This window comes from Thermomonospora echinospora (assembly GCF_900108175.1).
Classification (GTDB): Bacteria; Actinomycetota; Actinomycetes; order Streptosporangiales; family Streptosporangiaceae; genus Thermomonospora; species Thermomonospora echinospora.
The window spans coordinates 1-13,778 of sequence record NZ_FNVO01000016.1; the positions used below are offsets into that span (position 1 = coordinate 1).

Annotated in this window: 14 protein-coding genes; 8 read left to right on the forward strand and 6 right to left on the reverse strand. The window is 69.8% G+C overall.

Annotation, left to right across the window (positions count from 1 at the left end; all coding sequences use genetic code 11):
* Positions 1 to 519: 519 nt before the first annotated feature.
* Entirely contained in the window at positions 520 to 1,932 is a 1,413-nt protein-coding gene (locus C4U03_RS28320; RefSeq protein WP_103941909.1) for an SAVMC3_10250 family protein, read from the forward strand.
* 165 nt (positions 1,933 to 2,097) lie between these two features.
* On the opposite strand, the gene C4U03_RS40685 is transcribed toward C4U03_RS28320, so the two are convergent.
* Both C4U03_RS40685 and C4U03_RS28330 read right to left on the reverse strand, forming a co-directional pair.
* On the reverse strand, positions 2,098 to 2,262 hold the full coding sequence (locus tag C4U03_RS40685) for a hypothetical protein (protein WP_160147130.1): 165 nt from the start codon (positions 2,260 to 2,262) through the stop codon (positions 2,098 to 2,100).
* A 147-nt stretch (positions 2,263 to 2,409) separates the two neighbouring features.
* Entirely contained in the window at positions 2,410 to 3,003 is a 594-nt protein-coding gene (locus C4U03_RS28330; RefSeq protein ID WP_146087562.1) for a hypothetical protein, read from the reverse strand.
* A gap of 194 nt (positions 3,004 to 3,197) precedes the next feature.
* Between C4U03_RS28330 and C4U03_RS28335 the strand changes: the two genes are divergently transcribed.
* The 4 genes from C4U03_RS28335 to C4U03_RS28350 all read left to right on the forward strand — a co-directional run bounded on the left by C4U03_RS28335 (position 3,198) and on the right by C4U03_RS28350 (position 6,347).
* A complete protein-coding gene (locus tag C4U03_RS28335; RefSeq protein ID WP_103941915.1) occupies positions 3,198 to 3,821 on the forward strand; it encodes a hypothetical protein in 624 nt (207 codons plus the stop codon).
* 30 nt (positions 3,822 to 3,851) lie between these two features.
* Positions 3,852 to 4,424: a DUF4240 domain-containing protein gene (locus C4U03_RS28340; RefSeq protein ID WP_200827532.1), complete on the forward strand. Its 573-nt coding sequence runs from the start codon at positions 3,852 to 3,854 to the stop codon at positions 4,422 to 4,424.
* Positions 4,425 to 4,548: 124 nt separating this feature from the next.
* Complete coding sequence (locus C4U03_RS28345; RefSeq protein WP_103941917.1) at positions 4,549 to 5,064, forward strand: DUF4265 domain-containing protein; 516 nt, start codon at positions 4,549 to 4,551, stop codon at positions 5,062 to 5,064.
* 572 nt (positions 5,065 to 5,636) lie between these two features.
* Positions 5,637 to 6,347, forward strand: coding sequence for a helix-turn-helix domain-containing protein (locus C4U03_RS28350; RefSeq protein ID WP_103942151.1), 711 nt, complete (start codon positions 5,637 to 5,639; stop codon positions 6,345 to 6,347).
* Here the strand turns inward: C4U03_RS28350 and C4U03_RS28355 are convergent.
* Positions 6,329 to 6,907: a dihydrofolate reductase family protein gene (locus tag C4U03_RS28355; RefSeq protein ID WP_103941919.1), complete on the reverse strand. Its 579-nt coding sequence runs from the start codon at positions 6,905 to 6,907 to the stop codon at positions 6,329 to 6,331. The two genes, C4U03_RS28350 and C4U03_RS28355, sit on opposite strands and share 19 nt — an antisense overlap.
* A 102-nt stretch (positions 6,908 to 7,009) precedes the next feature.
* Between C4U03_RS28355 and C4U03_RS28360 the strand changes: the two genes are divergently transcribed.
* Positions 7,010 to 7,678 carry a hypothetical protein gene (locus tag C4U03_RS28360; RefSeq protein ID WP_103941921.1) on the forward strand — a complete coding sequence of 223 codons (669 nt, stop codon included), beginning with the start codon at positions 7,010 to 7,012 and terminating at the stop codon, positions 7,676 to 7,678.
* A gap of 14 nt (positions 7,679 to 7,692) precedes the next feature.
* Here C4U03_RS28360 and C4U03_RS28365 read toward each other — a convergent pair whose 3' ends face one another.
* The 3 genes from C4U03_RS28365 to kdd are packed head-to-tail and all read right to left on the reverse strand — an operon-like array spanning position 7,693 to position 11,016.
* Positions 7,693 to 8,427, reverse strand: a complete 735-nt coding sequence (locus C4U03_RS28365) for a recombinase family protein (RefSeq protein WP_103941923.1) — start codon at positions 8,425 to 8,427, stop codon at positions 7,693 to 7,695.
* 27 nt (positions 8,428 to 8,454) lie between these two features.
* Positions 8,455 to 9,858, reverse strand: coding sequence for a DUF2252 domain-containing protein (locus C4U03_RS28370; protein ID WP_103941925.1), 1,404 nt, complete (start codon positions 9,856 to 9,858; stop codon positions 8,455 to 8,457).
* A gap of 15 nt (positions 9,859 to 9,873) precedes the next feature.
* Positions 9,874 to 11,016, reverse strand: coding sequence for an L-erythro-3,5-diaminohexanoate dehydrogenase (gene kdd / locus C4U03_RS28375; protein WP_103941927.1), 1,143 nt, complete (start codon positions 11,014 to 11,016; stop codon positions 9,874 to 9,876).
* Positions 11,017 to 11,158: 142 nt separating this feature from the next.
* Here kdd and C4U03_RS28380 point away from each other — a divergent pair, with 142 nt between their 5' ends.
* Positions 11,159 to 12,547: a KamA family radical SAM protein gene (locus C4U03_RS28380; protein ID WP_235018222.1), complete on the forward strand. Its 1,389-nt coding sequence runs from the start codon at positions 11,159 to 11,161 to the stop codon at positions 12,545 to 12,547.
* A gap of 33 nt (positions 12,548 to 12,580) precedes the next feature.
* Positions 12,581 to 13,765, forward strand: a complete 1,185-nt coding sequence (locus tag C4U03_RS28385; RefSeq protein ID WP_103941931.1) for a cytochrome P450 — start codon at positions 12,581 to 12,583, stop codon at positions 13,763 to 13,765.
* The last annotated feature ends 13 nt before the right edge of the window (positions 13,766 to 13,778 follow it).

The window sequence follows — 13,778 nt, forward strand, 5'->3', positions numbered from 1 at the left end:
CGGCTTCCAGAGGGCAACAGCACAACGCCCCGCAACGTCCCCTGCGCCTGCTTCCTTCCAGTACGCCCGTTCACTTCCGCTGAGAAAACCTCACTCCCTGGCTTCGCATTTCCTCCATACGGAGGTGCTCAGCGATGAAGAGGCCGTCATCCGTACCACAGACATGAGTGCACGTTGCATCTTCACGACTGCGGAGACGCCCACTGTCAAGGTGAACCTGCAGCCGCCCGTTGAAGTTGTTCGTTTTGCCAACGTACAGCGACTCAGGGTTCCACCGAGCCGTCCGGAGCTGCGAACGCGGCACCAACAGCCGGGGCCGACCACCACTCGCGCGGCGGGCCGGTCTTGCATGCTTGGCGCGCCCGGGGCAGGGCTTGCGCCATCTACCGGATTCGGCGCGACAGGTCAGGGACGACACGATAGAACAGCAGGGAAGTCCCGGGCGACTGATGATCTTTATGACGGTCTTCGGCGAGTCCCGGTGCGAGGGATGATCGACCGAGGTGGCCGGAGGCGTGGATGCAGCAGGTCGCGGTTGTGTTCGTACACGGATTGTTCTCCTCAGCCCGCACCTGGGGTGCGTTCCGCTACCTGGTCGAGACCGACCCGGACCTCGCCGGCTTGGAGCTGTTCGATTTCGAATATCCCTCACCGAAGTTTCGCCTCAACCCGTTGAAGCGGATCCCCGACTTCACCACGCTGGCCGACAGTCTGCAGACCTTCCTGGAAACTCTGGAGCATGCACAGGTGATCCTGGTCTCGCACAGCCAGGGCGGCCTGATCGTCCAGCGTTACCTGGCCCGGATGGTCATGGGGGCGCGCGGGCACGAACTGGCTCGGATCCGGCGGGTGGTGATGTTCGCCTGTCCCAACTCCGGATCGGAGATCTTCCTGACGCTGCGGCGGTCGGTGCCGGGCTGGCGGCATCCCCAAGAGCGGCAGCTTCGCCCCCTGGATGAGGCCGTCGCCGAAACGCAGCGGGTGGTCATCAACCGCGTGATCCACGCTGGCAAGGTCGCCTCGGACCAGTGCCCGGTGCCGGTGCGGGCTTATGCCGGTGAAGAGGACAACGTGGTGACCCCGGCGTCGGCACGCGGGGTCTTCCCCCACACGGGCGTCCTGCCCGGCGACCACTTCTCCATCATCCGGCCGGACTCGGCCTCCCACCGCGCCTACCTGACGCTGAAGGACAACATCACGGCCGCCCTGCGGCCACCGACCACCGCGGCGAATCGCCGCTCGCAGGTGCGGGACTACCTGTACGTGTCCGCGCGCAAGGTCGGCCGCATCGGACGGGCACTGCACCCGGAGATCTGGGACCGGATGGAAAACGCCCCGAGCCCCAGGTCGAGGTTCTCCTCCAACAGGATCGCAGCCAGCACCGAGAGCCGGGCCGAAGACGTCATCGCGCTCGTCCCCCAGGTCGAAGCCCTGCTGGAACGCGAGCACGGGCTCAAAGACGCCACCGACCCAGAGCTCAAAGCCGGGCAATGGTTCCGACTCCACGACACACCGATGATCTACGGAGTGCCGGGCCGGGACATCGGCGGCGCACTGTTCATCGGCGAGACCTCCGGGGTCCGTTTCGCGCTCGGCGGCTCCGCCGAGTACCTGCTCGACCGCCCTGCCCAGCATCTCGTCGGCGGCCCCTGGGGATATTCCGCGTCCGGCCTGCGCGGAATCCGGGACCTGCTGGAACATCTTGCGGCTCTCGACCACAAGGGTGACGGCGGTGCGGGCGGCGAGGAAGACCTTCTGAAGCGGATCACCGAACGCTTCCATCCCTACGAACTGGAGAAGAGCTACGCCAGCGTGGTCAAGGGTTTCGGATCCGGCTGGGAACCGCTGACCGCTGTTGCGCGATGCCTGCACACCAGCAGCGGCGTCCTGATCGGGACCCCCCTCTACGTCGCGTTCTCCGTACCCGCCTGAGCACAGCCGGTTCGGCGGCCAACGGCTGTCGCCGTGATCCTCCACGAGCAAGACCGGCCGCTGCGCATGGGCCAGTCCTTGATGCGTTCTGCTGCGATCAGTTTGCAGCGGTACAGCACCGACAAGATCGCCCGGTGGTCGGGGAACCGGATGAACGCGTGCGGATCATCCCTCCTGGAAGTCGGCGGCATCGGCCTCGACCAGCCGCCGCCCGGCCACCTCGCCGGCCCGCGGCATGCCCACCGGCAACGCCGGGGCGAGCGCCTCGAAGTTCCTTCTGACGGCGTCTCCCCGATACTGATCGAGATGTTCGGTGGCACGTACCAGCACGGCACCGTCCGGCAACCCTCTGCAGGACTGGAAGGACTCCGACCGGCACATCACGGAAGCGCCGCCGAGCCGTTCTACGACCCCGGCGGGACAAAGGGTCGTCCAGCTATAACCGCGCAGCGTGGACGGGGTTTGCGGAAGGGTGTCCTACAGGTCGAGCCAGAGGGAGTCCTCCAGCGGGGTCAGCCCCATGATCGATTCGGCGTCATCGGCGATATAGCCGAAGGTGGCGTCGGTCCGGGACGCCTGGCTCTCCAGCATCTCGTACATCCGGTCCCCGAACCGCCGCACGATACCCGGGCCGGCGCCCAGCCCCAGATACCGGCGGATCGTCAGCACCAGCCAGTCCGGAACCTCGAACGGACGCTCCACGGTGACCCTGACGCCCCGGTCACCGGGCGTGCCGTACCGGTTGAGGACGGAGACATCGATCTGAGCCTCGAGCGGTACTTTCTCCAGACTCCGGTAGAGCCACTCCACGCCCTGGGGAGACCAGACCCTGACCATCGAGCGCCGGGAGCCCCGTGCGCTCAGCCGCGTCACGCTCAACAGCGCCCACGTCGAACCCGGCGGCCCATCGGACACTTCGCCCTCGTGCCGCCACGTACCCAGTCTGGGAAGCGGCGGCCCGGACTCCAACTGCTCCAGGAAGTCACCACCCACCGTCCGCAGGCCCTCCTCCAGCCAGGACTGGCAGATCGCCCGGAAACCCGCACCACCGTCCGGCACTGGAGTGTTCATCTCGAGTGTCAGCAGTCTCGGCTGCATTTCTCCTGCCCCGCGAGAAGTGATCAAATCGGCGAGCAGCTGCGGAAACTACCGCGAAAGTGCACCACCTGCCAGATCGACCACCACCCACGCTGCCGCACCCGCCATGCTCGGGACTGCCGGAAATTCGGTGGCCGGCCGCTCACCGCGGGGATGAGACTTCGATCATGGTGATCGTGGAAGCCGTCGTGGAGACCTACGGGAAGGAGGAGTTCACCGCCTGGCCGGTCGCCGGCCCGGTGGCCGATGGTCTCCTGCCTCTGTCAGGGCGGATGACGGCCGCCGAGGTCGGGACGGTGATGGCCGTCATCGCCGTCGGCAGCGCCTACTTCGCCGAGGAGGAGATCGCCGACACCGACGGGGCGGGCCTGCTGCGGCACCTGGCGCGGGCCGATGACGTGATCGCACCGGGCGGCCTGCGCTTTCGTGACAACGACATCGTCGTGCCTCCCGGCTGCTGCTATGGGCTCGAATCCTGGCGGGATTGGCTGGACCTGCCCAGTGAGCCCTGGCTCGGCCACAACCCCACCCCCGGCCTCCGGCACCAGGACGGGCTCCTGCGCCTGTGGCCGGACAAGGACCGCGCACCCGATCCGCCCCCCGAGGCCACCATCCAGTTCCCGACCGGACAGCTGCCAGGCCTGCTTGCGGCCGTACAGCACGACCTCGGCGGGTTCCTGTCCCTGGTCGCCCGCTGGGCACAAATCCACACACCGGCGTCGGCCGACCGGCTGGTCACCGTTCTAGACGAACAACTGCAGATCACCGCACCCCTGACCGTCTCGCGATGAGGCGGGCCTGCGCGCAGGTGTCGGTGCCCGATGGCACACCGGCCCGCCGTGGACGCCGAAGAGTTCTGGGCCATCGTGGAGGCCGCGCGTGCGGACGCCGCGCCGTTCCACGAAGCGCTGACAGACCGCCTGGCCACATGCACGGCGGAGACCATCCTGGAGTTCGAGGAACGTTTCGACGAGCTGGACGGTGCCGTCTACCGCTGGGACGTATGGGCCACCGCCCACCTCATCGGCGGCGGCTGTTCCGATGACGGCTTCACCGACTTCCGCGCGGGCCTGATCGCCCTGGGCCGCCACTGGTACGCGCGGGCGGCACAGTCCCCCGACAACCTCGCCGACCACCCGGACGTCCTCCAGACCGCAACCGAGCCCCGCCGCCACCCGGTGTTCTACGAACAGGCCGCCCACGCGGCCGGCCAGGCCTACACACAGGTCACCGGCGGGAACAGCGACGACTTCCACGACACCTGGGACCGCTACCGCACCTCACACGGCATCCAGGACACCCCACCCGACCTGGGGGAAGACTTCGACTTCGACGACGCCGACCAGATGCACCGCCGTCTGCCCCGCCTGGCCGCCCTCTACCTGGGCGGGTGACCGCCAAGCGAACCACCCTCGAGGAGTTCCTCCGCACCCACAAGCGGACGCGCTACACGTTCAACGCCGACAGCGCCCTCGTCCCGATCGAGGACTGAGCAAGCAGCAGACTGAGGAAGGTCTCATGGCATCGCGTGAACCGGCGTACGAGCGGCAACCGGTCTTCGTCACTCACCAAGACCCGGTCGGACGGGCGGAACAGAACCAGATCGCCCAGGCGGACCTCGCGCCCTACGGCATGGCGGACCAGGTCGAACAGCTGTGGCTGCTCGACCAGGGCAACGGCACCTACGCCCTGGCCTGCATCCCGTTCTGCGTCCATGGACTGGCCCTACACGATCGCGTCCGGCTCTCCGACGACGGCAGATGGGTCACCGGGCTGGTCGAGCCGTCCGGGCACCGCGCGCTCCGCATGCTCTGGACACCCACCACCGACCACGCCCAGCTCACGCACCGCACCGCCCGAGTCAAAACAGAGATCGCCACGGCGGGCCTGCTCAGCGAGTGGAGAGGCCGCCACGTCGCCATCGACCTACCACCCGCGATCCGACCCCAACCGCTCCTCGCGCTGATGGCCCAGGAGGTCGACGCCGGACAAGCCTCCTGGAAATGGGCCGACACCGAACCCTTCGCCGGCTGAACCGACGACCAAGTCTGGAAGCCGCAGAGGCCGCGACGACGATGACCGTCGTTGCCGTCGTCACCGACACCCGTGGAAGCCGACCCGGAACCCCGACAACACCCCACGATCGGCCTCCCCGCATGCCCTGGTGGACCGCACGACGGCCACCCTTTCTCCTCGCCGGACCCTCACAAGTCACGACGATGAGCAGGTGGCCGTCTCGCATCAAAGTGACATGTCGTACTCGAACAGACACAACCCGCTACAAGCGGATATGTCACCTCTAGGCTCGCTCATGGCATGTGTCCTGGTTCTCACTTAAAGAACAAGCTGAGTCCTCCGGGCAGGATGAGCTGTCGGACAGGCTCTCTGGTGCCGAATGAAGCCGGGCAGACCGGCGATCCTGCCCGGGTAGCCACTGTGGGCGCGACAAAACGCTGCAGGTCAAGTGCCGATCCACATTTTCGAGCCCTACAGGGATTGACCGCGAGGGCAGGCGGGGCCGGAGGCGGCGCGCTCGTCCGCCGCGACCCGGATGGCGCTGATTCGTCCGGCGCGGCGTGCTGCCCGACACGGCGTATTCTTCGCCCGTGGAACTGCGCTTCGGGACGCGCCAGTCCGACTCGCCGTGGGTTGACACCGTCTGGACCTGCACGAGCGAGCAGGTCACGGAGATGACGTCCGTGGCAGGGGTGCGCTGGGGCCTGGTGTTCTGGAAGCAGGACGGCCGGGCATACACGAGCATCACCGGTCCCCAGACCCGCACCGGCACGGCGCCGGTGCCGGAGGGCGCGGCCTTCACGGGCATCGATTTCGCGGTGGGCACTTCGTTGCGGGCCGTGCCCACGCCTGCGCTGGTCGACGCGGGCGTCGAACTCCCCGACACCACGCGCCGGACGTTCCGGCTGGACGGCGCGCGCTGGGAGACTCCCGGCCCCGACGACGCCGAGGCCCTGGTCGAGCGTCTCGTCCGGGCCGGGATCGTGGTCGGTGACCCACTCGTCGCCGAGGTGCTGCGGGGTCACCGCCCGGATGCCTCGGAGCGCACGGTCGAACGCCGGTTCCGCGCCGGGACCGGGCTGACACGGGGCGCCATCCGGCAGATCGAGCGGGCCCGCACGGCGGCGGGGTTGCTGGCGGCCGGTGACCCGGCCGCCGCCGTCGTCGCCAAGCTCGGCTACTTCGACGAGCCGCACTTGGCCCGGGCGCTGCGCACCTACGTCGGACGGACCGCGGGGCAGTTGCGTGAGGGCGCCGGCGGCGCGATCGGTCTCGCCCTGGATCAGCGCTTGACGTCGTAGATCAGCTTCAGGATCCCGTTTGGGTAGCTCTCCGACTCCCGGAGCGTCAGCATCTGCTTGTCGCGGTCGGCCCGCCCGAACAGGCTCTTCCCGGCACCGAGCAGTACGGGAAAGACGAGCAGGTTGTACTGGTCGATCAGGCCCGCGTCCGACAGCCGCCGGGCCAGTTCCGCGCTCCCGTGGATGAAGATCGCGCCGCCCTTGCCCTCCTTGAGCGCGGCGACGTCCTCGGTCGAGCGCAGGATCGTCGTCGGCCCCCACCCGTCGACAAGGGCGTCGTCAGGCAGCGTGGCCGACACCACGTACTTGGGCAGTTCCTTGTAGTCGGCGTGGTCCTGCGAGCCGGGCCAGACCGGCGCGAACGCCTCGTAGCTGCGGCGGCCGAACATCAGCGCCGTCGTGTCGGCGAGCTCCTCGCCCTTCAGCGACCAGGCTTCTGGGACGAACTCGAGGTCCTTGACCACCCAGCCGCCGCTGCGGTGCTCCTCCCCCGGCCCTCCGCCGGGTGAGTCCACAACGCCGTCGAGCGACATGAAACCGGTGTAGACCAGGGCACGCATAGCGCTTTCTCCTCATGATCGGGCGAACTGCCGGGTTCATGCTAGATCGCAGACACGGGGCCGTCTTGGACGGAAACGACAGCGGGTACAGGCCGGATTCTGGTGGTGGGGGCCAGGGCCGAGTGGCGTCCGGAAGGCGCCGACCGCAACGCGGTCGTCTACGACGCCGACGGGAACGTCCTTGCCGAGGAGACGCTGGGCGACGGCATCGAGCACGTCTTCGCCACCCGGACCGGTCACATCTGGGTGGGGTACTTCGACGAAGGCGTCTACGGCAACTACGGCTGGGACGGGCCTGGACCACCGGCGCTGGGGGCCTGTGGCCTGGCACGGTTCTCCCCGAGCCTGCAGCCGAACTGGCGGTTCCCCCAGAGCGGGCGATGGGGGGCGATCAGCGACTGCTACGCACTCAACATCGACGGTGACACCGCCTGGACCTGCTACTACACCGACTTCCCCATCGTCCGTATCCAGGACGGCGCCCTCACCGGCTGGCGTAACGACATCCACGGTGCCAAGGCCCTCGCGGTCGGCGGCTCCCGCCTCGCCCTGTACGGCGGCTACGGGGCGGACCGCAACCGGCTGGCCGTCGGTGACCTCGGCGACGAGGCCCTCCGCGTCACCGGCGAGTACCGGGTCGTCCTACCGGACGGACAGCCCTTGCCCGCAGATACCCAGGTCATCGGCCGAGGACCCGACCTGCACTTCCTCACCGACGACAACTGGTACCGGCTCGGCCTCGACGACATTCCAACGAAGTCGGATGAGTAACGACCCGGCGCAGATCATCGCTCGAATGCCCGGCCACGCCGACCATCAGGCCACCCCGATCGCCGGCATACCAGAAGCCCCTGAAACGACGACGTCCCGGCAACCGCAGCACAGACCCCGGCGTGGGTGTACTCGGTGACCGTCCCACCCCGGCCGACCGCAGTACGGACCTCCTCGTCGGGAACCACGCCCACCAGCCGGCGGCGGTTGTCCTCCCCGATCTCGTAGATCCGCTTGTACCCGTACAGGTGACGGCCGTGTGGCAGGCCCCTCTTTGCCGCCTTCCGCTTGTCGCGCAGCAGCCGCTCCGACGTCAGCTCCGAATCATCGGCGCTGTCGAGCCCCTCCTCCGCCAACGTCTTGTAGTCCCGGCGTTTACGCACGTCATAGGTGTGCTGATGGGACGTGACGTGAATCAGAATGCCCAGGTCCCGGCACAGGTCGAGGAACTCGATCCACCGGGCGAGTTTGCGGTCGCCGCGGGCGGTCTCCCATATCACCAGCACGTGATACCGGCTGGCGGCGAGGTCGCCGAGCAGCCGGTCCCAGTCGGGGCGCTCCTTGCGTGAGAACCGCGACGCGGAGATGTCGTTGTCGCTGTACCGGCCGCCTGCGGGGACCTTCCAGCCGTTGCTGTCGCAGGCTTCCAGGTTCTCTTCGTCTTGGTCCTCGACGGACCGCTGGTCGCCACGCGTGTCGTCGCTGACACGGCTGTAGATCGCGGCGACCAGTGGGGTTCCGGCCTGTATCGCGGCGTGCGCGAGGCCCTCGCCGTGTCACGCGCTCCAGAGTATTCCCAAAGGGCCTTGACGAGAACGAAAGGCGTCGACGAAGAGGCGGTGGTCGTCGCGGACGATGGCGGCGTAGCCGGTGCCGAAGTCGACCATGGCCTCCACGAAGGCGTCCTCGCCGGTGCGGCCGATCACCTCCATGATGGCGTCCTCAACCTGGAAGCCGACCAGTTCGTGGTCGGAGTCGCTGTCGGACACGCAGTGGATCTTGGCGGTGGCGCGGCCCAGGTCCGCCAGCACCGGCAGCATCTCCGCCGGCTCGGTCAGCCCCGACCAGTCCAGGTCCTCCTCGTACGGCGACAGCTCCTGCACCACGTAGCCGACCCCGTCGATCTCGGTGTGGCCCAGCCAGGGGTCGGTGTTGGCCTGCAGCGCCCGCCGTGACACCGCGGTGCGGTGGCCGTGGTGCCTGAAGAACGCGCGGATCCGCGGGTCGTCGACCACCCGGCTCGGGGCGGCGACGTTGCCCTGCTTCATCGACAGGATCACGTCGTTCTCCAGGGCCTGGCTGCGGCCCTCCACCAGGATGTTGTAGGCCGCCAGCCCCGCCGAGCCGATGCCGAACCCGGAGCTGCCGATGATGTCCTTGATCCGGTAGGTGATGCTGCTGAACCGCTTCTCCTGCGGGATCGTGTCCAGGTAGTCCTCGAACGCCTTCTCCACCGAGGCCCGCTCGGCCTCGTCCAGCCGCCGCACCCCCGGCCCGGACTTGAAGCGCCGCTCGTGCTGCTCCACCAGCGTCTTGCCCTCCAGCAGGGCGATGCGGGTGGAGGCCAGCGCCGCGATCAGCACCTCCCGCACGTAGCCCTCGGCGGTGTCCAGGGTCAACGCCCAGCCGCTGTCGCCGTGGTGGGTGTGGAAGTGGCGGACCTGGTCGACGTAGGCGCGCACGTAGGTCTCGATCATCCGCCGGATGTCGGCGTCGGAGATCGCCTTGGTCCACGCCAGTAGCGCCACGCTCGCCACCAGCCGCTTGATGTCCCAGGTGAAGTGCCCGACATAGGCCTCGTCGAAGTCGTTGACGTCGAAGACGAACACCCCGTCGTCGTTCATGTAGGTGCCGAAGTTCTGGGCGTGCAGGTCGCCCTGGATCCACACCCGGCTGGTGCGCTCGTCGGCCCATGGGTCGTCGTCGTCGACGATGTCGGCGTAGTACAGGCAGGCGCTGCCACGGTAGAAGGCGAACGGGTCGGAGGCCATCTTGCGGAACCGCCGGCGGAACTCGGCCGGACTGCGCTCCATCAACTCCGCGAACGCCTCCACCAGCACGTCGACGATCTGCCCCTGCCGCTGCCCGGGTTCACGCCGCCGCAGGGACTCGATGATGCTCACGATGATCCGTTCCTCCCACTCGTCGTGCCCCGCGCCGCCCGGGACGTGCCAGGTCATTGTGGCCGAGACGGATCATTCTCGCCGAAGATGCCGCAATCTGGCGGTGAACAGCTCGCGAAGCGCCGGCGACCCGCGCACCAGGTCCAGCGCCGTGCGCGCGTGCCCGGGCACGTAGCCGTTGCCGATGAGCATCGTGACGTCGGCGGCCAGGCCCTCGGCGCCCAGCGCCGCCGCCGGGAACGAGGTCGCCATCGAGAAGAACACCACGGTGCCGCCGGGCGCGGTCGCCAGGATCGCGCCGTGCTCGCAGCCCGGCACGTCCACGCACACCACCGTCACGTCGGCCGGTCCCCCGGCGGCCCGTACCGCGGCCTCCACCGCCACCGGGTCGCGGGCGTCGGCCACCACCACCCGGTCGGCCAGCCCCGACCGGGCCAGCCGCGTCTCCTCGGCTCGGTCCGGCACCACGCCGATCAGGTGACGGGCGCCCGCGCGCCGCGCCGCCGCCAGTGACAGCGACCCGCTCTTGCCCGCGCCGCCCAGCACCGCCACCACCGGCCCGGCCTCCGTACGTGAATCCGCTCGCCAATCCGCACGCGAGTCCGCTCGGGCAGCGGTCTCGGCGGCGTGCCGGCCGACGACGCGCTCGGTGAGGGCGGGCGCGCCGCACACGTCCAGGACCGCCAGCGACAGCGGCACCGGCAGGTCCTCGGGCAGCACCGCGGCGATGGAGCGGGCGAACAGGATCGCGTGCCCGTCGGCGGGGACCTGCTCGCCGCGCCCGTCCCAGCGGGCCAGCCCGTCGGTGATCGCCAGCGGGGTGAGGGTGAGCGAGACCAGCGTGGCGATCCGGTCTCCGGGGGCCAGGCCCAGCGGGGATCCGGGTCCGGCCTCCTCGACCACGCCGACCAGCATCCCGCCCGACCCGGTCACCGGGTTGTGCATCTTGCCGCGCTCCCGGACGATCTGCAGCACCCGGGCGCGGATCGCGTCGGGATCACCGCCGTGCGCCTCGTGCAGCTGCCGGTAGGACGCGGCGTCCAGGTTGAGGCGCTCGACGCGGACCCGCACCTCGTCCGGGCCGATCGCCGGGTCGGGGTCCAGGCGCCGCGCGGCCTGCGGCAGCACCCCGGGCGGGTCCAGCACCCGGTGCAGGCCGATCGCAGAGCCCCCCGCCCGCGCCCGGTCCGTCCGCACCTGGTCCGCTTCGCTCATCAGCCAACCCTAGCCTTCCGGGATTGGCTTGAGAACATCCTGGGTATCGCTGGTTTACGCGAAATTCTTCTCTTACTGTCGAGTACATACCGGATTTTATGTGGACTGACCGATCGCCCGCCGAAAGATCGAGGGGCCCGCCATGACCACCCCTATGACCACCGCGACCACCGGGCACACCGGCCCCCGCCCCGGCTCCGCCCAGCCCTACACCTACCGGCGCCGGCCCCTCACCGAACCCGACTGGCGGCGCCTGCCCGGCTGGCGCGACGTCACCCGCGCCGAATGGGAGTCGGCCCAGTGGCAGCGCGCCCACTGCGTCAAGAACGTCCGCGGGCTGCACCAGGTCCTCGGCGATCTCCTCGACGAGCGGTTCTACGCCGACCTGCGCCGCGACCAGGACACCCGCGCCACCATGTCCATGCTGGTCACCCCGCAGATGCTCAACACCATGGACATCCGTGACACCGACGCCTTCTACGCCGACCCCGTACGCCGCTACATGATCCCGGTGTTCAGCGACCGCGACGCCGACTGGCCGTCCCACCCCCGCGCCGCCCGCGACTCCCTGCACGAGGCCGAGATGTGGGCGGTGGAGGGCCTGACCCACCGCTACCCCACCAAGGTCCTGGCCGAAGTGCTGCCGACCTGCCCCCAGTACTGCGGCCACTGCACCCGCATGGACCTGGTCGGCACCTCGACCCCGGCGGTCACCAAGCACCGGTTCGCCCTCAAGCCCGCCGACCGGCACGAGGCCATGCTCGACTACCTGCGCCGCACCCCCGGCGTCCGCGACGTCGTCGTCTCCGGCGGCGACGTGGCCAACCTGCCCTGGCCGCGGCTGGAGTCCTTCGTCGACCGGCTGCTGGACATCGGGTCCGTGCGCGACATCCGCCTGGCCTCCAAGGCCCTCATGGGCCTGCCCCAGCACTGGCTGCAGGACCAGGTCCGCGCCGGGATGGAACGGCTGGCCGCCAAGGCCCGCCGCCGCGGCGTTCAGATCGCGATCCACACCCACGTCAACGCCGCCCGCTCGGTGACCCCTCTGGTCGCCCGCGCCACCCGCGCCATGCTCGACACCGGCGTCCGCGACGTCCGCAACCAGGGGGTGCTGCTGCGCGGCGTCAACGACAGCCCGCACGCCCTGCTGGACCTGTCGTTCGCGCTGCTGGACGAGGCCCAGATCATGCCCTACTACCTGTACCTGTGCGACATGATCCCCGGCAGCGAGCACTGGCGGCTGGCCGTCTGGCAGGCCCAGGACCTGCAACACGCGATCATGGGTTACCTGCCGGGCTTTGCCACCCCGCGCATCGTCTGCGACGTTCCCTACGTCGGCAAGCGCTGGGTCCACCAACTCGCCGGCTACGACCGCGAACATGGCATCTCCTACTGGACGAAGAACTACCGCACCGCCCTGGAGGCCACCGACCCGCAGGCCCTCACCCGCCGCTACGAGTACTACGACCCGATCCACACGCTCCCGCCCGCCGGGCGGGACTGGTGGCGCCGGCACGCCCGGCCCGCCTGAGCACTGGGGCCGCCGCCTCCCTAGGCTGCTGGAATGCAACACGGCCACACCCCCGGTTTTCCCCTCGGCGCCACCGTCACCATCGAGGAACTGCAGGACGATCCCCATCCCGCGCTGGCCCGGCTGCGCGCCGCCGAGCCCGTCTCCTGGCTGCCGGCGCTCGGCGGCTGGCTGGTCACCCGCCGGGACCTGGCCCTGCGGGTCATGCGCGACGCCGTCACCTTCACCGTGGACGACCCCCGCTTCTCCACCGCCCAGGTGATCGGCCCCAGCATGCTGTCCCTGGACGGGCCCGCCCACCACCGGCACCGCGACCCGTTCTCCCGCCCCTTCCGGCCCGCCCGCACCCGCGAGCGGTTCACCGCGTTCGTCCAGGACGAGGTGGACCGCCTCGTCACCGCGCTGCTCCCCGCCGGCCGCGCCGAGCTGCGCGGCGAGTTCGCCGGGCCGCTGGCCGTCGCGGTGGTCGCCGAGGTGCTCGGGCTTCCCGACGCCGATCCCGCCGTCGTCCGCGCCTGGTACGAGACGTTCGTCACCGCCGTCTCCGACATCACCGCCGGACGTCCCGGCGAGGCGGCCGCCGCCCGCGAGCAACTGCGCGCCGCCGTGCGGGCGGCGATCGCCGCGCCGGACGGCTCCCTGCTCGCCGAGATCGCCGCCGGGCCGTGGGAGCCGACCACCGAGGAGGTCGTCGCCAACGCCGCCGTGCTGATGTTCGGCGGCATCGACACCACCGAAGGCATGATCGTCAACGCGGTGCAGCAGTTGCTCGCCCACCCCGCGCAGCTCGCCCTCGTCCGCGCCGATCCGGGACTGCTGGACGGCGCCGTCGAGGAGTCGCTGCGGCTGGAGCCCGCGGCGGCCGTCGTGGACCGCTACGCCACCGCCGACGTCGAGCTGGCCGGTGCGCCGATCCGCGCCGGCGACCTGGTGCGGGTCTCGCTGACCGGCGCCAACCGCGACCCGGCCGTCTTCCCCGAGCCGGACCGGTATGACGTGCGCCGCGCCAACGCCGCTGACCATCTGGCGTTCGCGCACGGGCCGCACTTCTGCTTCGGCGCTCCCCTAGCCCGGCTGGAGGCCCGCACCGCGCTGCGCGCCCTGCTCGACCGGCTCCCGGGCCTGCGCCTGGACCCGGCCCGGTCGTCCGCCCCTCGGGGACTGGTCTTTCGCAAGCCGCAGGCTCTGTACGTGGAGTGGGACGCATCCGGCCCGTGACCTTTACATTGTA